Genomic DNA, 20,172 nt, shown 5'->3' with positions numbered 1-20,172 from the left:
ATCCTCTTTGACTGAACATCATACTTCATCCCCGCGCGGCCTGGTGTATAGTGAAAATCCGTTTTCACAACAGGCGAACAATGACGATGAACTCTCCGTTTCTGGTGACTCCCCAATGGCTTGCGCAGCATATCAACGATGAAAATCTGGTGGTGATCGACGTCCGGATGTCGCCGGTCGGGCTGACGCCGAAGAAAGACATGCTTGCCGAGTTCGAACGCGGCCATATCCCTGGCGCGGTCTATTTCGATATCGACGAGGTGGCGGACAAAAACACCGCGCTGCCGCACATGCTGCCGACGGCGGCGGAGTTTGGCGCGGCGGTGGGCAAGCTGGGCATCAGCGAGCGCGATACCCTGGTGATTTACGATGAGGGCAACCAGTTCTCCGCGCCGCGCGGCTGGTGGACCTTCCGCAATTTCGGCGCCCGGCATGTTTACGTGCTGGACGAAGGGCTGAACGGCTGGACCGCGCTGGGCCAAGCGCTGGAGACCGGCCCGGCGCAGCCTGAGCCGCAGACGTTCAACGCCCGGTTCAACGCCGACGCGGTGGTGGATATGCGGCAAGTGGAACAGGCGTTAGGCACGCCGGTGCAAATTCTCGACGCGCGCGCCGCGCCGCGCTTTTATGCCGAAGCGCCGGAGCCGCGCCCCGGCCTGCACCGCGGCCATATTCCCGGCAGCATCAACATTCCGTACGGCGAGCTGCTGGAGAACGGCCGCTTCAAATCGCTGGAGGCGCTGCGCCAAACCTTCAGCGACAAGGGCGTGGACATCAACGGGCCGATCATCACCAGCTGCGGCTCCGGCGTGACGGCAGCGGTGCTGGCGTTCGGCCTGCTGTCGCTCGACGCGCCGCAGGTCAAGCTGTATGACGGCGCCTGGAGCGAATGGGGCCAGCTGAGCGGCAAGCAGCCCATCGCTAAAGATTAAGTGCCGATCCGCTCGACCACGATCTGCGCCAGCCGCTGCACGGCGGCGGAAGGCTGATCCTCGGCGCGGTGCAGCACCACGCCGAGCTGACCGAGAGCGGGCAGCAGTTCGGGCGCCAGCGGCGCCAGGCCAGGCGGCAAACCCGCCGCGGCCCGCACCGTAACGCCCAACCCGGCGCTCACCGCCGCCCAAACGCCGTTCAGGCTGCGGCTGGTAAAGGCGATGCGCCAGGGAATGCCGGCGCGATCCAGCGCCTGCGTCGCCGCGCTGCGCATCAGGCAAGGCGCGTCGAACATCACCAGCGGCAGCGGCTCATTCCCTTCCCGCCAGGGCGCCAGCGCGAAGCCGGGCGAGGCGATCCAGTGCAGCTGCCGCTGCCCCAGCGCCTGATGAAACGGCGTGCTCAAACCGCCATCCCACGCCAGCGACAGATCTAACTGGCCTTTCAGCACCCAGTCGATCAGCTCGGCATTGCGGGCGATGCGCGCCTCGATGCGTACCTTCGGATTGGCGCGCGCGAAGCTGCCCAATACCTGCGGCAGAAACGTCTCGCCGAAATCCTCCTGCAGCCCCAGCCGCACCGTGCCCTGCAGATCCAACCCGCGCACCGCGGCGGCGGCTTCGTCATTGAGCTCCAGCAGACGGCGCGCGTAGCCGAGCAGGGTTTCCCCCGCCTCGGTCATCACCATGCCGCGCCCGGCCTTGCGCAGGATCGGCGCGCCGACCTGCTGTTCCAGCTTTTTCAAGTGGGCGCTGACCGCTGAAGTCGAGCGCCCTAACCGTTCAGCGGCCTTGGCAAAGCTGCCCAGTTCGACGCCGGTAACAAAGCTGCGCAAATCCTCGAGATCGAACGTTATTCGCCCCATGCTGACCATCCTGATTTTCTGAACCATCAATCAAAATAATACCGATTTTACTGATAAAGATGGCGTGTCACGCTCTCCCGGTCAATGTCTTTCCGGAGAATCCTTATGCTCGCGATGCAATACCGTTTCACCCTGCCCGCCGATTACGACATGGCGATCGTACGCCGCCGCATCGCCGATTTCGGCCACCGGCTCGACGCCTGCCCGCAGCTGATCGTCAAAGCCTATCTGTACGCGCAGCGCAGCGAAGGCAGCGCCGAGAACCTCTACGCCCCCTTCTATCTGTGGAACAGCAGCGCCGGCATGAGCGACTTCCTGACCGGCGAAGGTTTCAGGGGGCTCAGCCAGGCATTCGGCTGGCCACGCGTCAATCATTGGCTGCCGTGGCTGGCGCATTTCGATCGTCCTCATCTGGCCGGGGCCGCGTGGGCGACCTGTCAGGAGCAGATTATCGCCCCCTACAGCGATCTGCCTGCGCTGCATCAGCAACAGCAGGCGGCCCCCGGCGCGCTGGCCTCCATCGTGGCGTTCGATCCCGCCGACTGGCGATTAGTGCGGCTGGATTTATGGCGTGAACCGCCGCAGTCCCCTGTGCAAAACGGCCAGCTGTTCCGCGTCGGCCATCTGTCCGCCCCCTTTGACCACACTGCGCCGCGGGTTGACAGCCAAACTTGATATTGATAATCATTATCAACACTAAACATTCATTTGCGGTTCGCGGGATGCGGGCCGCTCTCCGGGGTCAATCGCCATGCCGTCATCACCGATCACACCTTACGCCACCACCTGCTGCATCGTGGGGGGCGGCCCCGCCGGGCTGATGCTCGGCTATCTGCTGGCGCGGGCGGGGATCGACGTGACGGTGCTGGAGAAGCACGCCGACTTCCTGCGCGATTTTCGCGGTGACACCATTCACCCGTCGACGCTGGAAGTCATGCACCAGCTGGGCCTGCTCGACGAACTGCTGACGCTGCCACACCAGCGTGCCGAATCCCTGCACGCCGAAGTCGCCGGGCGCGACATTAAGCTGGCGGATTTCACCCGCCTGCCGACGCGCTGCAAATTTATCGCCTTTATGCCGCAGTGGGAGTTCCTCAACTTTTTGGCACAGCAGGCCGCCGTATTCCCCCATTTCAGGCTGCTCACCTCGACGCAGGTTCATCAGCTGCTCTACGACCGCGGCCAGGTATGCGGCGTGCTGGCCGACACGCCGGAAGGCCCGATCCGCGTGCGCAGCCAGCTGGTGATCGGCACCGACGGCCGCAACTCGGTGGTGCGCGAGCAGGCGGCGCTCAGCAGCCGCTCCTTCGGTGCCCCGCGCGACGTATTGTGGATGAAGCTCAGCAAGCAGCCGGGCGATCCGGCCTGGTCGATGGGTCATACCGGGCCGAAGCAGAACTTCATCATGATCGATCGCGGCGACTACTGGCAGTGCGGCTACTCGATCGATAAAGGCAGCTTCGACGCGATCCGCCGCAGCGGCCTGGAGAAATTTTTGCTGCACCTCGCCGAGGTGGCGCCATTCCAGGACGATCGCCTGCAGGAGATCGTCGAGTGGGATCAGGTGAAGCTGCTGAGCATCCGCATCGATCGTCTGGATCGCTGGGCCAAACCGGGGGTGCTGTGCATCGGCGACGCCGCGCACGCCATGTCGCCGATCGGCGGCGTGGGCGTCAACCTGGCGATTCAGGACGCGGTGGCCGCCTCCAACGCCCTGATCCCGCCGCTGCGCCAGCATCGGCTGCAGCTGAAGCATCTGCTGAGCGTGCAGCGCCGGCGCGAATTCCCCACCCGGGCCATCCAGTTTTTGCAGATCAAAATGAGCCAGCGCAAGCCGGGCGAACGCCGCGCGGCGGGCGGTTCGCGCCTGATCGCCCGCGTCGGCAACAGCCGCTGGCTGCCGCGCCTGTTCGGCCGCATCATCGGCCTGGGTTTTCGCCGTGAAACGCCGCGACATCTGTCCAACGAAACCTGCCCGCCGGAATAATATTGGTTGTTTTTCCATCGCACCGTATAATGGTTAAATCGAACGATTTAATTAACTGGAGCGATTAAATGTACGCACTCAGCGCGAACGAGGCCAAAACCCAATTCGGCGATTTGCTGCTCAAGGCGCAGCGTGAGCCGGTGCAAATCAATCGCAACGGCAAACCGGTCGCCGTCGTCATGTCGGTAGAAGACTACCAGGCGCTGGAAGATCTCAAATTACGCGCGCTGCAGCAAAAAATCGCGCAGGCTACCGCCGAGGAAGACGCCGGTAAGGCGGTAGACGGCGATGCCTTCTTCAACCGTCTGCTCACCGACGAAACCGACTGATATGCCCGCGTTTCGCCTCACCCCGCAAGCCCAACAAGATCTGTTGGCTATTCGTCATTTCACCGTCGAGCACTGGGGCAAAGCGCAATCTCACCGCTATCTTGAGCAGTTGAGAGAGGTCATGCATCATCTGGCGGATATGCCGGAAGCGGGTAAGGCACACTTTCACGATCTGGGCGAAGAGATACGCAGTTTTCCTTACGCCAGCCATAGGATCTACTACCGCAGCCGCCCTGCCGGCATCACCGTTCTTGCCATTCTGCACCAGGCGATGGTGCCCCACCGGCATCTGGAACAACGGCTGTAATTTTTCTTACTCAAAGGGGCACAGATGTTCACCGTCCGTCAGGCATTGCTGGAAGATTTAACGCAGGTGCGCGATATCGGCATCCGCACCTATCGCGCGCACTTCGGTGAGCTGTGGCGCTACCCGCACGAGCTGGAGGCCTTTCTGGCCGAGGATTTTTCCATTTCCGCGCTGGAGCGGACACTGCGCAATCCCGACGTGTGCTGGCTGTTGGCCTATGAGGATGACGCCCTGGTCGGCTATGCGCGCGTGAACTTCGACAGCCTGTTGGCCGCCACCCAACGGCGCGGCGCCGAACTGCAAAAGATCTACTTCCTGCCGGATTACGCCGGGCGCGGTTTCGGCCGACAATTTTTCGAACAGGTGCAGCGGCAGGCCGTCGAACGCCGGCAGCCCCTGCTGTGGCTGGAAGTGCTGAAACAGAACGCCGACGCCCAGCGCTTTTATCAGCGGCAGGGCCTGGCCGTATGCGGCGAGGCTCAATACACCAGCGAACAGGGTGCCATCGAACTTTGGACGATGAGCAAGGCGCTGTAACCGCGCCCCGCTCCGTCGTCGTTTAGCGCGGCTCCCGCTGCAGCATCAGGAACAGCAAGGCAAACGCATTGGGCGCCAGGTAGATCAGCGCCCCCAGCTGCACCGCCAGCGGATCCTTCTTGGCCTGCCAGGCCATAAACCAGTCGCCGGCGACCACCATAAAGCCGACGCCCCACACCGCAATTGCGCAAATCGCCCCCAGCATCGCCCAGGCTTTACCCTTGGCGAAGGCGGCGTAAGGGCCTTTCAATCGCCCGATCATCAGCACCACGCCTGCGGCCGCGAATAGGCCGGCCAGCGTTTCCAGCGTGGTGATGACAGCCAACCCCAACATGCAGGCCCAGTCGGCGCTGATCGCGCGCCACATCAACCCCGGCGTCTGATAGGTATCCTGCATGGCGAGCAGCGGGCCCACCGCATTGCGCGCGGTGCCGGCGAAATCCGCCGTATTGTTCAACAGGCTGAACAGCCCCCACAGGGCCGGAAACAGGGACAGGACGATGCAACCGAGGCGTGACACAGTGATTTCGTTCATGATGATGTTAGCTATCCATGGCAAGGGATTAATAAAAAACGCCTTTTAGATTAGTCCATAACATCCGCAAGGAGAAACAGCTGCACGACTTTCAGACATGCGGCTCCCTTTGCCTCGTTCAAATCGCCACCAGCCCGCGTACACCGTCCTGTTCCATATTGCTGCCGGCGCCGCGCTGCACGATGCTACCGCGCGACATCACCAGATAGCTGTCCGCCAGATCGGCGGCAAAGTCATAAAACTGTTCCACCAGCAGGATCGCCATATCGCCCTTCGCCGCCAGCTGCTTGATCACCGCGCCGATCTCCTTGATCACCGAAGGCTGGATCCCTTCCGTCGGCTCGTCGAGGATCAGCAGCTGCGGCCGGCAGGCCAGCGCCCGGCCGATCGCCAGCTGCTGCTGCTGCCCACCGGAGAGATCGCCGCCGCGCCGATCCTTCATTTGCCGCAGCACCGGAAACAAGTCATAGATCGGATCCGGCACCGTGCGTGCGGCGGCGCCGGAAAAACGCGCCAGCCCCATCAGCAGATTTTCCTCCACCGTCAGGCGCGGGAAAATCTCCCGCCCCTGCGGCACATAGGCGATGCCCGTCTGCACCCGCTGATGCGGTTTTTTACCGGTGATGGTTTCGCCCTGCCAGCGGACGCTGCCGCTGCGCGCCGGGACCAGCCCCATCAGGCATTTCAGCAGCGTGGTCTTGCCCACGCCGTTGCGCCCCAGCAGGCAGGTCACCTCGCCGATGCGCGCCTCGAACGACAGGCCGCGCAGAATGTGGCTGCCGCCGTAATACTGATTCAATTCCTCTACCTGCAGCATCGTTACGCCTCCTCAGCGCCCCAGATATACCTCAATCACCCGTTCATCGGCCTGCACCTGTGCCAGCGATCCTTCAGCCAGCACCTGCCCCTGGTGCAGCACCGTCACGCGATCGGCGATGGTTTCCACAAACCCCATATCGTGTTCCACCACCATCAGCGAATGCTTGCCCGCCAGCTCGCGGAACAGTTCGGCGGTGTAGTCGGTTTCGGCGTCGGTCATGCCGGCCGCCGGTTCGTCGAGCAGCAGCAGGTGCGGTTCCTGCACCAGCAGCATGCCGATCTCGAGAAACTGTTTCTGCCCGTGGGACAACAGCCCGGCGGGCCGGTGGCGTTCATGCCCCAGCCGCAGGGTCTTCAACATCTCGTCGATGCGGTCGCGCTGTTCGCTGCTCAGGCGGGCGCGCAGGCAGGCCCACACCGATTTGCGGGTTTTCTGCGCGATCTCCAGATTTTCGAACACCGTCAGCGCCTCGAACACCGTCGGTTTTTGAAACTTGCGGCCGATGCCGGCGTGGGCGATCTGCATCGGCGCCAGCCGGGTCAGATCGACGGTCTGATCGTAAAACACCCTGCCGCTGTCCGGCCGGGTCTTGCCGGTGATCACATCCATCAGCGTGGTCTTACCGGCGCCGTTGGGGCCGATCACGCAGCGCAGTTCGCCAACGCCAATGCGCAGCGACAGATCGGTCAGCGCGCGAAAACCGTCGAAGCTGACGTTGACGTTGTCGAGCTGCAGCACCGGATCGGTTTGCTGCCGGTATTTATCCGCCGGCAACGGGTGGGTAAATAGCTCGTCGGTCACTTGCATCGCTTTCATGAGGTTTTCCTCCTGCGCAGCAGGCCGATCACCCCTTTGGGCAGAAACAGCGTGACGACGATAAACATCAGGCCAAGGAAGAACTGCCAGTATTCGGGAATGGCCATGGTGAACCAGCTCTTGGCGCCGTTGACGATGCCGGCGCCGAGCAGCGGCCCCACCAGCGTGCCGCGCCCGCCGAGCGCCACCCAGATGGCGGCCTCGATCGAGTTGGTCGGCGACATTTCGCCGGGGTTGATGATGCCGACCTGCGGCACATAGAGCGCGCCGGCCAGCCCGCACAGCACCGCCGACAGCGTCCAGACGAACAGCTTGAAGCCCTTCGGATCGTAGCCGCAGAAGGTCAGCCGGTTTTCCGCATCGCGCACCGCGGTCAGCACCCGGCCGAACTTGCTGCGCGCCAGCGCAAAGCCGATGGCCAGGCTGGCGGCCAGCAGCAGCACCGTCGCCAGAAACAGCGCCACCCGCGTGCCGGCGGCGGTGATGGGAAAGCCGAGCAGCGTGGTGAAACCGGTAAAGCCGTTATTGCCGCCGAAGCCGGTTTCGTTGCGAAAGAACAGCAGCATGCCGGCATAGGTCAGCGCCTGGGTCATGATCGAGAAATATACCCCTTTGATTTTCGAGCGGAAGGCGAAGTAGCCGAACAGGAAGGCCAGCAGGCCCGGCACCAGCACGATCAGGCACAGCGCCCAGGCGAAATGCTGGGTGCCGCTCCAGAACCACGGCAGCTCATTCCAGGAGAGGAACGCCATAAACGCCGGCAGCCCGTCGCCCGCCGCCTGCCGCATCAGGTACATGCCCATGGCGTAGCCGCCGAGCGCGAAGAACAGCCCGTGGCCGAGCGACAGCAGCCCGGCATAGCCCCACACCAGATCGAGCGCCACCGCCACCACCGCGTAGCACAGGATCTTGCCCGCCAGCGTCAGGGTATAGGTGGACACCGCCAGCGGATGATCCGCCGGCAACAGCGTCATGAACGGCATCACCAGCAGTGCCAGCAACGCCAGCGCGCCGATGCTCAACGCCAGCCGGGGCGCTTTCTGCACGCCGGTTACGGTCAATGGTTGGCTCATCAGTCAATCACCCTGCCCTTGAGGGCGAACAGCCCCTGCGGGCGCTTTTGAATAAACAGAACGATCAGCACCAGGATCAGGATCTTGCCCAACACGGCGCCGATCTGCGGCTCGAGGATCTTGTTGACGATGCCGAGGCCGAAAGCCGCCGCCACCGTCCCCGCCAGCTGGCCGACGCCGCCGAGCACCACCACCAGGAACGAATCGATGATGTAACCTTGCCCCAGCTCCGGCCCGACGTTGCCCAACTGCGACAGCGCCACCCCGCCGAGCCCGGCGATGCCGGATCCCAGCCCGAAGGCCAGCATGTCCACCCGCCCGGTGGGCACGCCGCAGCAGGCCGCCATCGCGCGGTTTTGCGTCACCGCACGCACGTTCATGCCGAGCCGGGTCTTATTCAGCAGCAGCCAGGTCATCGCCAGTACCAAGAGCACGAACGCGATCACCGCGATGCGGTTCCACGGCAGCACCAGGTTCGGCAGCAGCTGCACGCCGCCCGACAGCCACGCCGGGTTGGCGACCTCCACGTTCTGCGCCCCGAACAGCACCCGCACCAGCTGGATCAACACCAGGCTGATGCCCCAGGTGGCCAGCAGGGTCTCCAGCGGCCGGCCGTACAGGTGGCGGATCACCGTGCGCTCAAGCAGCATGCCGATCCCGGCGGTGATGGCGAACGCCACCGGCAGCGCCGCCAGCGGGTAGAGCGCCAGCCACTGCGGCGCAAACTGCTGAAACAGCCCCTGCACCAGGTAGGCGGAATAGGCGCCGAGCATCAGCATTTCGCCGTGCGCCATATTGATGACGCCGAGCAGGCCGTAGGTGATCGCCAGCCCGAGCGCCGCCAGCAGCAGGATCGAACCGAGCGACAGGCCGCTGAACGCCTGGCCGAGCAGATCGCCGATCATCAGGCGATGCTGCACCCGCTGCAGGCTGCGTTGCGCCTCGGCGCGCACCGCGGCGTCCGGCTCGTGGGCGGCATCGGTCAACGCTTGCAGCCGCGCGCGGGTTTCCGGTTCACCCGATTCGCCCAACAGCCGCACCGCATTGAAACGCACCTGCGGATTGCCGTCGGCCAGCTGCAGGTTAGCCAGCGCCAGGCTCAGCGCCTGATGCACCTGTGGGTCTGTTTCCCGCGCCAGCTGCCGGGCCAACAGCGGCAGCTGCTCGCCGTTCGCTTCGCGCTGCAGTGCGCTCGCCGCCTGCAGCCGCACCGCCGCGTCCGCGCTGACCAGCCGCTGCGCCGACAATGCGTTGGCAATCAGAATGCGCAGCCGGTTGTTCAGCCACACCTTCTTCGGTTCGCCAACCGGGGCCGCCTCGCCCTCGAGCGGCAGATAGCGATCGCCCTGGCGGATAAAGGCGCGCTTCGCCCCGTCGATCGCCACGGTTTCCTGCTGCAGCCCCTGCAGCAGCGGCAGGCGCGCGGCGTCCGGCTCGGCCGCCCAGGCCTGCAGCAGTTTGGCCTGCTGCGCACGGTTGGCCGCCGCAAACTCATCGGCCGGCCCGGCCTGCGCCAGCAGGGGCCAGGCGCACAGCAGCCACAGCCCGACGCGCAGAGAAGATAAAAACGGAGATTGCATCAGCTGCCTCTTCTGTTGGGCCGGCGGGCGTTGGGCCGCGCCGGCGCTGAGTGACGTTACTTGCCGCCCTTCACCGGGTAATCCGGCCTCTTGTCGTTGCCGGCGATATACGGGCTCCACGGCTGTGCGCGCACCGGCGCTTCGGTCTGCCACACCACGTTGAACTGGCCGTTGCCCTCGATCTCGCCGATCATCACCGGCTTGTGCAGATGGTGGTTGGTCTGGTCCATGGTCAACGTGAAGCCCGACGGCGCGGCGAAGGTTTGCCCGGCCATCGCCGCGCGCACCTTATCGACGTCGGTGGTGCCGGCCTTTTCCACCGCCTGCGCCCACATGTGCAGGCCGACGTAGGTGGCCTCCATCGGATCGTTGGTGACCGCGGTGGCGTAATTCGGCAGGTTGTGCGCCTTGGCGTAGGCTTTCCACTGGCTGACAAACTGCTTGTTGGTCGGGTTATCCAGCGATTCGAAGTAGTTCCAGGCCGCCAGGTTGCCCACCAGCGGTTGGGTATCGATGCCGCGCAGCTCTTCCTCGCCGACCGAGAAGGCGATCACCGGCACGTCGGTGGCCTTGACGCCCTGGTTGGCCAGCTCTTTGTAGAACGGTACGTTGGAGTCGCCGTTGATGGTGGAGATCACCGCCGTGTTGCCGCCGGCGGCAAACTTCTTGATGTTGGCGACGATGGTCTGGTAATCGCTGTAACCGAACGGCGTGTAGACCTCTTCAATATCCTTGTCCTGCACGCCTTTGCTGTGCAGGAAGGCGCGCAGGATCTTGTTGGTGGTGCGCGGATAGACGTAATCGGTGCCCAGCAGGAAGAAGCGCTTGGCGCCGCCGCCGTCCTCGCTCAGCAGGTATTCCACCGCCGGGATCGCCTGCTGGTTCGGCGCCGCGCCGGTATAGAACACGTTCGGCGACATCTCTTCGCCTTCGTATTGCACCGGGTAGAACAGCAGCCCGTTCAGCTCCTCAAACACCGGCAGCACCGACTTGCGCGACACCGAGGTCCAGCAGCCGAACACCGCCGCCACCTTGTCCTGGCTCAGCAACTGGCGCGCCTTCTCGGCGAACAGCGGCCAGTTGGAGGCCGGATCCACCACCACCGGCTCCAGCTTTTTACCGAGCACCCCGCCTTTGGCGTTGATCTCGTCAATGGTCATCAGCGCCACATCCTTCAGCGGCGTCTCGGAAATCGCCATGGTGCCGGAGAGCGAACTCAGAATGCCGACCTTGATGGTGTCGGCGGCCTGCACGCTCCAGGCCAGGCCCAGGCCGATCGCGGCGGCGGACAGCGCAAAAGCTTTGATAAAACGACGACGTTGCATAGTTCAAACTCCTGATGTGTGTGAAATCAAAATCGTTGCGCCGAGCGCGCGGGCTGCTGGGACCGCGCCTGATGCAACATGTGCAGCGTTATTTTTCGTACCTCTGCCTTGCTGACGGCGATATGCTCGCCGAGCAGCGCTTGCGCCGCCTCGCTTTGCCGCTGCAGGATCGCCTGCAAAATGGCGGCGTGTTCGCGGTAGGTGGCGTCCACCCGCGCCTGCTGGGTGAAATCCAGCCGGCGAATGATGCGGATCTTTTCGGTCAGCTCGCGGTGAATGCGCGCCATCTCGCCGTTGCCCGCCGCGGCCACCAACGCCTGATGAAACTGCTCATCGTGCTGCGACACCGCCTGGCCGTCCGCCAGACGCGGCGCTTCGGTCCAAAAACGGTTCAGCGCCGCCAGCGCGGCCGGCGTTTCCCCGGCCGGCCATTCGCACAGCCGTTTCACCGCCTCTTGTTCCAGCACGATGCGCAGGTCGTACAGCTCTTCGAAGTAGGCGAAGTCGAACGGCCGCACCTGCCAGCCGCTGCGAAACAGCACCTCGACATAGCCTTCGCGCTCGAGCCGAAACAGCGCCTGACGCACCGGCGTGCGGCTGGCCGCCATGCGCTGCGCCACGTCGCTTTCGCTGAAGCGATCGCCCGGCAGCAGGCGAAACTCGAAGATGTCGGCCTTGAGCTGCAGATAAATGCGCTCCGCCAGTCCCTCCGGCCGCGCCTTGTGCTCCCCGTTGGTGATTTGCATCATCGCCCCTCCGTTCAGACCGCTTTTTCCAGCCACAGCAGGGCGTCGCCCGGCCCGACCGGCCGCCCCTGCCGGCAGCTGATGCGTTTGACGATCCCGGCGCGCGGCGCGGTGACCGCCAGCTCCATCTTCATCGCCTCGACCACGATCAGCGGCTGACCGGCCGCCACCGCCTGCCCCGGCTCCACCAGGATCTTCCACACGCTGCCGTTCAGATCGGCGCTGACCAGATCGCCGTCGATGGCGTCTTCTTCCTCCGGCGGCAACAGCTGCGCCTCGGCCTCGTCGTCATCGCTGCGCCAGCGCGCCACTTCGGCGCTGAACGCCTGCTGCTGGCGATGCTGGAAGTCGGCGATCGCCTCGGCGTTGTCGGCCAGGAAATCGGTGTAGGCGGCGAAGTCGAATTCGCTCTCTTCGATGCGCACCTGCATGCGCCCTTCGCGGAACGCTTCGCGCTGCTCGTCCAGTTCTTGCTCGCTGACCGGGTAGAAGCGCACCTGATCGAAGAAGCGCAGCAGCCAGGGCTCACCGGCGGTGAACTGCGGGTTTTTGAGGAATTTGTTCCAGATCGGCAGCGTGCGCCCCACCAGTTGGTAGCCGCCCGGCGAATCCATGCCGTAGATGCACATGTACATGCCGCCGATGCCGACCGTCCCTTCGGCGGTGTGGGTGCGTGCCGGGTTGTATTTGGAACTCAGCAGGCGATGGCGCGGATCGAGCGGCACCGCGCAGGGCGCGCCGAGGTAAACGTCTCCCAGACCGAGGATCAGGTAGCTGGCGTCGAACAGAATGTCGCGCACCTGCTCGCGTCGGCTCAGGCCGTTGATGCGCTGGATGAAATCGACGTTGTTCGGCAGCCAGGGCGCCGAAGCGCGCACCGTCTGCTGATAGCGATCCACCGCGCCCAGCGTGGCCGAATCCTCGAACGCCATCGGCAGCCAGACGGTGCGCGTCGGCACCTTCAGGCGGCTGACGTCCCCCAGCGCCCGTTCGCGCGCCAACAGGCGCTGCAGCAGGTCGGCCTGGCTAATCTGCCGGCTGTCGTAGCGGATCTGCAGCGAACGCACGCCCGGCGCCAGCTCTGCCACGCCCGGTATCGCCTCCTCTCGCAGCGACTGCATCAGCAGATGGATGCGCAGCCGCAGCGCCAGATCGAGCACGTTGTCGCCGTACTCCATCAGAATGTAACCGTCCCCCGCCTGGCGATACGCCACCGCCGGACGCCCTTCCGCCGCTGGCAGCGCCGCCAGCACCGCGGCGGAAACGGTCTCCGCCGGGGCCAGATCCGGCGGCGGCAGGGTGATGGCCTTCACCGCCGCCAGCGCTTCGATGCTGCCAAGCTGCGCCTGCTCCAGCGACTGCGCCTGGCGAAAGCCGATCGGATGGAACCGGATGCGGTCGCCCGGCTTCACCTGCCCCACTTTCCACAGCTCGGCCTTGGCGATGGTCACCGGGCAGACGAAGCCGCCGAGGCTGGGCCCGTCGCGGGTCAGGATCACCGGGAAATCGCCGGTGAAGTTGATCGCGCCGATGGCGTACTCGCAGTCGTGCACGTTGGAAGGATGCAAACCGGCTTCGCCGCCGTCCTCCCGCGCCCATTCGGGCTTCGGCCCCGCCAGGCGCACGCCGAGGCGGTTGGAGTTGTAATGCACCTGCCAGTCGGCGGCGAAGAAGGCCTCTATTGATTCAGCGGTGAAAAAGTCCGGCGCGCCGTGCGGCCCGTACAGCACGCCGATGTGCCACTGGTCGCCGTAGTAAGGGATCAGGCTGTCGTCCATCGCCTGCGGCGCGGCGATCGGCGCCGGCGTGGTACAAGCAGCCAGCGTCGGTTGAGCGATCGCCAGCATGTCCGCCACGCGCAAGGTGCGCCCGGCGTGGCCGCCAAACTGGCCCAGCGCAAAGGTGGAACGGCTGCCGAGATACACCGGCACGTCAAAGCCGTTGCGTACCGCCAGATAGGTGCGGCAGCCGTGCGTGGCGCGCCCCAGCGTCAGCACCTGCCCGGCCCGCACCGCGATCGGCCGCCAGTAAGCGACCGCTTCGCCATCCAGATCGGCCGGGCAGCTGGCACCCGTCAGCGCGATGATGGCGTCGCAATGAAAGCGCAGCGTCGGCCCCTGCAGGGTAAACTCGAGCCCGGCGGCCGCCGGGTGGTTGCCGACGATGCGGTTGGCCAGCCGGAACGCGAAGTCGTCCATCGGGCCGGACGGCGGCACGCCGATGTCCCAATAGCCGAGGCGGCCGGGATAATCCTGCACGCTGCTGTAGGTGCCGGGTTGCAGCACTTCGAGGCAGTGCGGCTGGAAACGCACCTCGTCCAGCAGGCGCGTCCAAACGTCGCCGCGCTGAAATTGCGGCGTGGCGATCACCTGCCGCAGATAGTCAAGGTTGGTGGCGATGCCGTGCAAACGGGTCGCCGCCAGCGCCACGCGCAGTTTTTCCAGCGCCTGCGCCCGATCCGCGCCGTGCACGATCAGCTTGGCGATCATCGGGTCGTAAAACGCCGAGACTTCGCTGCCGGTCGCCACCCAACCGTCGAGGCGCACGTCGGCGGGGAAATGCACCTCGGTCAGCACGCCGGGGCTGGGCTGGAAGTTCTTCAGCGGATCTTCGGCGTAGAGACGTACTTCGATCGCCACACCCTGCGGCGCGCGTTGCAGCGCCGCCCAATCCAGCGCGTCGCCCGCCGCCACCTGCAGCATGCCTTCGATCAGATCCAGGCCGGTGACCATCTCGGTGATCGGGTGCTCTACCTGTAAGCGGGTGTTCACTTCCAGGAAGTAAAACTCGTCGCGCGCGGCGTCGTAAATGAATTCCACGGTGCCGGCGCTGCGGTAATTCACCGACTCGCCCAGCACCACCGCCGCCCGGTGCAGCGCCTGGCGGGTCGCCGCCGGCAGGTGTGGCGCCGGGGTTTCTTCCACCACTTTTTGGTTGCGGCGCTGCAGCGAGCAATCGCGCTCGCCGAGCGCTACCACCCGCCCCTGGCCGTCGCCGAAAATCTGCACCTCGACGTGGCGCGCGCGATCGACGAAGCGTTCGATAAAGGCGCCGGCGTCGCGGAAGAACTGTTCTCCCAGCCGTTTGACGCTGTCGTACGCGTCGCGCAGCGCCGCCTCGCCGTCACAGCGCGTCAGGCCGATGCCGCCACCGCCGGCGGTGCTTTTCAGCATCACCGGGTAGCCGATGCACGCGGCGGCGGTAACCGCCTGCTCAACGCTCTCCAGCAAGCCGGTGCCCGGCGTCATCGGCACCCCGGCCAACGCCGCCAGCTCGCGCGCCCGGTGCTTGAGGCCGAACTCGCGGATCTGCGCCGCCGTCGGGCCGATAAAGGCGATGCCCGCCGCCTCGCAGGCTTCGGCAAACTCGGCGCTCTCGGACAAAAATCCGTAGCCGGGGTAGATCGCCTGCGCGCCGGTGGCGGTGGCGGCCGCAAGGATCTTGTCGATGCGCAGGTAGCTGTCGGCGGCCTTGTCGCCGCCGAGCGCCACTGCCTTGTCGGCTTCGGTGACGTGCGGCGCATTGCGGTCGGCGTCGGAATAAACCGCCACGCTGGTGACGCCCAGGCGTTTCAGGGTGCGAATGGCGCGGCAGGCGATTTCGCCGCGGTTAGCGATCAGTACGGTATTAAACATGTTCGTGCCCCTTAAGGCTGGCGAGATAGTCGCGCCAGCCGCCAAACTCAGTGATATCCGTGGCGCCTTCCAGCGCCCAGGCTTCGCAGATAAACCCCTTCACCCGCCGGCCGTCCGCCAGCAGCAGCGTGCCGATGCCCAAGGGCGCCGGGATTTCCGCCACAAACTCGCCGAAACGGGCCAGCGGGATGTCCCACAGCTCAAGACGGATCGCCGCTCCCTGCGCCACGCGCGCCAGCCCCGGCTTCGGCGGCTCGGTATCGGCCAGCGCGTAGAGGCGGTAACAGGGGGCGGTGACGGTTTGCTCCACCCGCACCGCGTCGCGCTGCGTCAGTTGGACGTTGAGCGGCATACCGCTGAGGTGAGCGCCCACTACCGCCAGACGCACATGTCCCGCAGACGGGGCCGGTGTGGGCTGCGGCGGCAATGCCCGGCCGGTAGCCCCGAGCGGTAAGGCGCTTTGCCGTTGCCAGCGCAGGCCAAACGCCGCCAGCGCCCGGTCATGCCAGGCGGGCGCAATCAGGGTGATGCCCGCCGGCAGCCCGTCTTCGCGCAGCGGCCCCGGCAACGCCAGCGCGCTCAGATCGGCCAGGTTGGTGAAATTGGTGTAAGTGCCGAACTGCGAATTGAACAGCACCGGCTCCTGCGCCATCTCCGCCAGGGTGCGGATAGTGGGCGCGGTCGGCACCACCAGCGCGTCGAACGGCGCCAGCCGCTGAGCAATTTGCCGCGTCAGCTCGGCGCGCAGGTATTCCGCCTTGTAGGCGTCGCAGGCGCTGTAGCTCAGGCCGTTGCCGACGATGCCGCGCACCACCGGGTCGATAGCCTGCGGGCTCGCTTCCAGCATCTGCTCAATCGCCACGGTGCGCTCCGCCACCCAGGGGCCGTAATACAGCTGTTCCGCCAGGGTGCGAAACGGCGCGAAATCGAGGGGTTCCAGCGTGGCGCCGCCCGCCTGCAGCTGCGCCAGCGCGCGGTGAAACGCCCGCTCAGCCTGAACGTCACCGAAAAACTCCAGTTGGGCGGGGATGGCGAAACGCGGCGCGGCGGGAATATCCGCCGGCGCGGTATGCGGATCGGGGCGGGAATACGGATCTGCCGCGTCAAAGCCGCTCGCCAGTTCCGCCACCTGCGCCGCATCGGCCACCGTCAGCGCGAAGACCGACACCGTATCGTTCAACCGGCAGGCCGGCACCACGCCGCGGTTGGACAACCGCCCTTTGGTCGGCTTCAGCCCGACGATGTTGTTGAACCCGGCGGGCACGCGCCCCGAACCGGCGGTGTCGGTGCCCAGCGCGAACGGCACCAGGCCGCGCGCCACCACCGAGGCGGAGCCGGAGCTGGAACCGCCGCTGACGTAGCGGCTGTCGAAGCTGTTGACCACCGCGCCATAAGGTGAGCGGGTGCCCACCAACCCGGTAGCGAACTGGTCGAGGTTGGTTTTACCGAGGGCGATCGCCCCGGCGGCGCGCAGGTTGGCGACCACGGTAGCGTCCGCCGCGGCCTGATAGGTGAACGCCGGGCAGGCGGCGCTGGTTGGCCAGCCGCCGACGTCGATATTGTCTTTGATGGCGAAGGGCACGCCGAACAGCGGCAGGCGACTGAGATCGCCGTCGACCGCCGCCAGCAACTGCGCGAGCTGCCGATACTGCTGCTCGCGCTGCGCCGGCGTGGCGAGATACAGCCAGGCGTTATCGTCCGGGTTCAGCCCGGCGATCAGGGTTTCGATCGTCGCGCTGACGCAGGCGAGGCGCTCGCCCGCCGGACGGGTTTGATAATGGTGCTGCCATTCACTGAGGGTAAAACCGCACGTTTCAACAGGGTCGCTCATCGGCTGAATTCCATCTGGTACACAAGATGGGATTCAACAGAGCAACCGGCGTGCCAATTTTTAATCTCATGATTTCAATAAATTATAATTAAAACTTATGACGGCGAGGGTGAACGGCCTGCACCAGCGGCGCGCAGCGGGAGAACAAAAAGAGTGCAATAAGGGGATGATGCAGAGGAAAATCGGGGCGACGACACTCGCCGCCCCGGGAGGCCGATGGGGATCAATCCTTAATGCGTTTTAAACCGACCGGCGTAATGCAGTAGGTCTGTTGCTTGCCCTTCTCCGCCAGTCGCACATGCTGCATCTCGTTGACGATCGTCAGACGGTTGTCCGGCTCTTCATGCCGCAGATGGATCACCTCACCGCCGTAGCCTGACAGCGGCAGCACCCAGGTTTTAGCCTGTTGATTTTGGCTGCCGATGACGTCGTAGCTGAGCAAGGTATTACCGTCCGCATCCGTCACGCTGAGGAAGGCGTAGCTGTCGGTAAAGTAGTGGTGAGCAATCCCCGCCGCCAGCGTCACGGTCACGGTTTTCTTCACCAGATCGACGGCGCAGGTCAGAAACTGGCGATCGCCAATCCCTTTGCCGGCCACGGTAAACGCATTGCCGACGTTAGCGCCCGGCGGCGTATTGCCGGCCGGCAGGCAATCCCGATAGGTCGCCAACAGCGGCTCGCGCTGCGGCTCGGCAAAGGCGCCGATCGCCAGATAAATATCGTCCTTGAACGACGACGATGGCGCGTAGTAGGCCGGCAGCAGCCGGCGCAAACGCTGCGCCGCCTGTTCCAGGCGCATCAGCAGCGCCTGCTCGGGATCGCCGGAAAGCGCCGGGTTTTTCAGCCCGCTGGTTTCGATACGCAGCACGTTGGTTTTGTTTTTGTTATCGATGACGCCGGCCGCCGCCGGATTCAAACGCACCCGGCTCGGCTCCACATGATAAATCTCGATGTCATCACCCTCGGCAAACGGCAGCTCGTCGTGACTTAACGTAGCCTGAGTGCCCTGAACCTCTTTGCTGAAGCGCACCGCACCCTGCCGATCGCGCAGCGTCACCCGGGCATAGGTTTCACCCGGGAAGTAGGCGTGCGGCGTGGTGCTGGTCACGTCAACCACCACCGCCCCTTTGGCGCGATCGACGACCACGGTGGCGAAGACCGCATCGCTCAGGCCCAACAGATTGATCTCCTGCGACACGATCGGCGAAGCGGCTTTGCGCTCGAAGCGAAGCGTCACCGCGCTTTTCCCCTGTTTCACCGTCAGGTAACCCGCCGTCGGCCGGTATTTGCGATCTTTACCGGTCGGCAACCGCAGGGTGTACACGCCGATCGGCAACGCAGCCAGGGCCAGGGTCGGCGCGTCGATACGGACCTTGTGGGCATAGCGCGCCCCTTCCATCAGCACAAGCTCCTCACCGTAGATCTGCGCAAAGTCATCGATATCCAGACTCAGGGCGACATCGCCTTTCAGGCCGCTCGCCTTGAGCTGAGAGGAATCGACCAGGCGCAGGGAGGAATCCAGCTTCAGCTGTGCCTGCACCGCCGGCAAACTCTGCGCATCCACCAGTTGATACAGCGGGTATACCGCCTTGGCGTGGCTGTACGCGTTGAGATCGCGCTGCGTTTGGGTGATCACGCCGCCGGTCAGCTCGACGAACGGCGTCACGTCGATTTGCTCGCCGGCCGCGGCGAAGCTTGCCGACAGCAGGTCCAGCAAGGCATGTTCGGACGGCACGAAGCCCGGCGTATTGCAGCTTTGGCGATACTGCTGGTTAAAGTGCGTGAAGGCGTTCTTGCCTGCCTTGTCGACCATCAGCATCGCGAAGAACAGCTTGGAGCGCAGATCCCACTGGTTGAGCGGCGTACCCTGAGCGATCAGATCGACGATTTTCTTCTCGACGCCAGCCGCGTTGCCGTAGTTATACAGCCACCCTTCCTGGTATTTGCGCTCTCCCAGCATCACGTCCTGATAGCAAGCGGCGTAAATATTGTTCCACATCTCACCGGTGGAGAAATATTTGTCGCCCATAAAGTGCCCCTGATAGCCGTGCGCGATCTCATGCAGGCTGCCCCAGTTGCTGTCTTTCGGCGTCAGCCAGAAGCTGCTGACCGAGTTGCTGGTTTCCGCCGTCCAGCGGCCGCCGTAATACGCGGCGCCGGCGCCGTGTTTATCGGCCTTCATAAAGTAGCGGTTGCGAATATTGCGATCGGATTCGTGTTCAGCCTCGAACGAGACGCCGGTCAGCGCATTGTAGAAGGTGAAAATGCGGTCATAGTAGGCGATCAGCCCGTCGATGTTTTTCGCCTCGCCCAGCGACTTCAGCGCCGGTTTACTGATTTTCGGCACCAGCAATACCGCGTATTCCGCATCGACCAGCGCAAACTCGGCGTCCCGATCGTCCCAGCGGGCGAAGAATGCGGCTTCGTTTTCGCCGCGGCGATAAACCGGCAGCGCTTTCGCCGTGTCCGGATACTCGAACTCCAGCGCCGGTTCGCCCTGCCCGTACGGCGTATCGATAAACGGCACCGAGACGGCATTGACCTGGGCCTCGACCCAGCTCGCGCCGAGGCTGAATTCAGCCTCCGTTTTGCTGTCGTCATTCAGCAAGCGCAGCGTGAGCTTGCCGGTAAACGCCGCGTTGGTCTGCCGCACTCGCAGCACCTGCCCGGCGGCGAGAATGATGCCCAGGTGCTGGCGATCGTGATCGATACCTTTGCTCATGCCTGCCGCATCCAGCCAGACCGGCCGGGTCAACGTGTAAAGTGATTGGGTTTTCGTGATGGTTGGCATCCTGCTTTCCTCATGGTTTGGGTGATTGAATTGACCATGAGAAAGTAACCGGGGGGCGGCCC

The 20,172-nt window shown here is 64.6% G+C and carries 17 protein-coding genes; 6 read left to right on the top strand and 11 right to left on the bottom strand.

The genetic code is table 11. From position 1 onward, the window contains the following. Window positions 1-86 precede the first annotated feature (86 nt). On the top strand, window positions 87-932 hold the full coding sequence (gene sseA, locus EKL15_RS09930) for a 3-mercaptopyruvate sulfurtransferase (RefSeq protein ID WP_159318939.1): 846 nt from the start codon (window positions 87-89) through the stop codon (window positions 930-932). Here the strand turns inward: sseA and EKL15_RS09925 are convergent. After that, window positions 929-1,798, bottom strand: coding sequence for a LysR substrate-binding domain-containing protein (locus EKL15_RS09925; RefSeq protein ID WP_149572090.1), 870 nt, complete (start codon window positions 1,796-1,798; stop codon window positions 929-931). The two genes, sseA and EKL15_RS09925, sit on opposite strands and share 4 nt — an antisense overlap. Before the next feature lie 105 nt (window positions 1,799-1,903). On the opposite strand from EKL15_RS09925, the gene EKL15_RS09920 reads away from it, so the two are divergent. From EKL15_RS09920 to EKL15_RS09900, 5 genes are all read left to right on the top strand, one after another. Beyond that, window positions 1,904-2,473 carry a DUF4865 family protein gene (locus tag EKL15_RS09920; RefSeq protein WP_060440434.1) on the top strand — a complete coding sequence of 190 codons (570 nt, stop codon included), beginning with the start codon at window positions 1,904-1,906 and terminating at the stop codon, window positions 2,471-2,473. A 76-nt stretch (window positions 2,474-2,549) separates the two neighbouring features. Beyond that, window positions 2,550-3,785 carry an FAD-dependent oxidoreductase gene (locus EKL15_RS09915; protein ID WP_203089387.1) on the top strand — a complete coding sequence of 412 codons (1,236 nt, stop codon included), beginning with the start codon at window positions 2,550-2,552 and terminating at the stop codon, window positions 3,783-3,785. A 68-nt stretch (window positions 3,786-3,853) separates the two neighbouring features. Further along, complete coding sequence (locus tag EKL15_RS09910) at window positions 3,854-4,114, top strand: type II toxin-antitoxin system Phd/YefM family antitoxin (RefSeq protein WP_033637606.1); 261 nt, start codon at window positions 3,854-3,856, stop codon at window positions 4,112-4,114. A gap of 1 nt (window position 4,115) precedes the next feature. Further along, entirely contained in the window at window positions 4,116-4,421 is a 306-nt protein-coding gene (locus tag EKL15_RS09905; protein WP_047568680.1) for a type II toxin-antitoxin system RelE/ParE family toxin, read from the top strand. Between the two features lie 24 nt (window positions 4,422-4,445). Beyond that, complete coding sequence (locus EKL15_RS09900) at window positions 4,446-4,958, top strand: GNAT family N-acetyltransferase (protein ID WP_147839581.1); 513 nt, start codon at window positions 4,446-4,448, stop codon at window positions 4,956-4,958. Window positions 4,959-4,980: 22 nt separating this feature from the next. Here EKL15_RS09900 and EKL15_RS09895 read toward each other — a convergent pair whose 3' ends face one another. From EKL15_RS09895 to EKL15_RS09850, 10 genes are all read right to left on the bottom strand, one after another. Continuing rightward, window positions 4,981-5,493: a DUF2165 family protein gene (locus EKL15_RS09895; protein ID WP_049272535.1), complete on the bottom strand. Its 513-nt coding sequence runs from the start codon at window positions 5,491-5,493 to the stop codon at window positions 4,981-4,983. A gap of 118 nt (window positions 5,494-5,611) precedes the next feature. Beyond that, complete coding sequence (urtE, locus tag EKL15_RS09890) at window positions 5,612-6,310, bottom strand: urea ABC transporter ATP-binding subunit UrtE (RefSeq protein ID WP_149572085.1); 699 nt, start codon at window positions 6,308-6,310, stop codon at window positions 5,612-5,614. 12 nt (window positions 6,311-6,322) lie between these two features. Next, on the bottom strand, window positions 6,323-7,129 hold the full coding sequence (gene urtD / locus EKL15_RS09885; protein ID WP_015377102.1) for an urea ABC transporter ATP-binding protein UrtD: 807 nt from the start codon (window positions 7,127-7,129) through the stop codon (window positions 6,323-6,325). Continuing rightward, complete coding sequence (urtC, locus tag EKL15_RS09880) at window positions 7,126-8,202, bottom strand: urea ABC transporter permease subunit UrtC (RefSeq protein ID WP_149572084.1); 1,077 nt, start codon at window positions 8,200-8,202, stop codon at window positions 7,126-7,128. Before urtC ends, urtD begins: the two co-directional genes overlap by 4 nt. Beyond that, a complete protein-coding gene (gene urtB, locus EKL15_RS09875; protein WP_203089385.1) occupies window positions 8,202-9,782 on the bottom strand; it encodes an urea ABC transporter permease subunit UrtB in 1,581 nt (526 codons plus the stop codon). Before urtB ends, urtC begins: the two co-directional genes overlap by 1 nt. 56 nt (window positions 9,783-9,838) lie before the next feature. Next, window positions 9,839-11,107, bottom strand: a complete 1,269-nt coding sequence (gene urtA, locus EKL15_RS09870; RefSeq protein ID WP_203089377.1) for an urea ABC transporter substrate-binding protein — start codon at window positions 11,105-11,107, stop codon at window positions 9,839-9,841. A 26-nt stretch (window positions 11,108-11,133) separates the two neighbouring features. Then, window positions 11,134-11,853: a GntR family transcriptional regulator gene (locus tag EKL15_RS09865; protein ID WP_060421829.1), complete on the bottom strand. Its 720-nt coding sequence runs from the start codon at window positions 11,851-11,853 to the stop codon at window positions 11,134-11,136. A 14-nt stretch (window positions 11,854-11,867) separates the two neighbouring features. After that, window positions 11,868-15,488: an urea carboxylase gene (gene uca / locus EKL15_RS09860; RefSeq protein ID WP_203089368.1), complete on the bottom strand. Its 3,621-nt coding sequence runs from the start codon at window positions 15,486-15,488 to the stop codon at window positions 11,868-11,870. After that, entirely contained in the window at window positions 15,481-17,319 is a 1,839-nt protein-coding gene (gene atzF, locus EKL15_RS09855; protein WP_203089363.1) for an allophanate hydrolase, read from the bottom strand. Before atzF ends, uca begins: the two co-directional genes overlap by 8 nt. A gap of 223 nt (window positions 17,320-17,542) precedes the next feature. Next, complete coding sequence (locus EKL15_RS09850) at window positions 17,543-20,110, bottom strand: putative mucin/carbohydrate-binding domain-containing protein (RefSeq protein ID WP_203089353.1); 2,568 nt, start codon at window positions 20,108-20,110, stop codon at window positions 17,543-17,545. Window positions 20,111-20,172: the final 62 nt, after the last annotated feature.

The sequence above is a fragment of the Serratia sp. 4542 genome, assembly GCF_016805595.1.
GTDB classification, from domain to species: domain Bacteria; phylum Pseudomonadota; class Gammaproteobacteria; order Enterobacterales; family Enterobacteriaceae; genus Serratia; species Serratia nevei.
This window is presented reverse-complemented; position numbering and strand designations above follow the sequence as displayed.

Excerpts from the sequence above, each read along its gene's own strand:
- sseA (WP_159318939.1), top strand. The coding sequence starts at position 87 with ATGAACTCTCCGTTTCTGGTGACTCCCCAATGGCTTGCGCAGCATATC.
- EKL15_RS09925 (WP_149572090.1), bottom strand. The coding sequence starts at position 1,798 with ATGGGGCGAATAACGTTCGATCTCGAGGATTTGCGCAGCTTTGTTACC.
- EKL15_RS09920 (WP_060440434.1), top strand. The coding sequence starts at position 1,904 with ATGCTCGCGATGCAATACCGTTTCACCCTGCCCGCCGATTACGACATG.
- EKL15_RS09915 (WP_203089387.1), top strand. The coding sequence starts at position 2,550 with ATGCCGTCATCACCGATCACACCTTACGCCACCACCTGCTGCATCGTG.
- EKL15_RS09910 (WP_033637606.1), top strand. The coding sequence starts at position 3,854 with ATGTACGCACTCAGCGCGAACGAGGCCAAAACCCAATTCGGCGATTTG.
- EKL15_RS09905 (WP_047568680.1), top strand. The coding sequence starts at position 4,116 with ATGCCCGCGTTTCGCCTCACCCCGCAAGCCCAACAAGATCTGTTGGCT.
- EKL15_RS09900 (WP_147839581.1), top strand. The coding sequence starts at position 4,446 with ATGTTCACCGTCCGTCAGGCATTGCTGGAAGATTTAACGCAGGTGCGC.
- EKL15_RS09895 (WP_049272535.1), bottom strand. The coding sequence starts at position 5,493 with ATGAACGAAATCACTGTGTCACGCCTCGGTTGCATCGTCCTGTCCCTG.
- urtE (WP_149572085.1), bottom strand. The coding sequence starts at position 6,310 with ATGCTGCAGGTAGAGGAATTGAATCAGTATTACGGCGGCAGCCACATT.
- urtD (WP_015377102.1), bottom strand. The coding sequence starts at position 7,129 with ATGAAAGCGATGCAAGTGACCGACGAGCTATTTACCCACCCGTTGCCG.
- urtC (WP_149572084.1), bottom strand. The coding sequence starts at position 8,202 with ATGAGCCAACCATTGACCGTAACCGGCGTGCAGAAAGCGCCCCGGCTG.
- urtB (WP_203089385.1), bottom strand. The coding sequence starts at position 9,782 with ATGCAATCTCCGTTTTTATCTTCTCTGCGCGTCGGGCTGTGGCTGCTG.
- urtA (WP_203089377.1), bottom strand. The coding sequence starts at position 11,107 with ATGCAACGTCGTCGTTTTATCAAAGCTTTTGCGCTGTCCGCCGCCGCG.
- EKL15_RS09865 (WP_060421829.1), bottom strand. The coding sequence starts at position 11,853 with ATGCAAATCACCAACGGGGAGCACAAGGCGCGGCCGGAGGGACTGGCG.
- uca (WP_203089368.1), bottom strand. The coding sequence starts at position 15,488 with ATGTTTAATACCGTACTGATCGCTAACCGCGGCGAAATCGCCTGCCGC.
- atzF (WP_203089363.1), bottom strand. The coding sequence starts at position 17,319 with ATGAGCGACCCTGTTGAAACGTGCGGTTTTACCCTCAGTGAATGGCAG.
- EKL15_RS09850 (WP_203089353.1), bottom strand. The coding sequence starts at position 20,110 with ATGCCAACCATCACGAAAACCCAATCACTTTACACGTTGACCCGGCCG.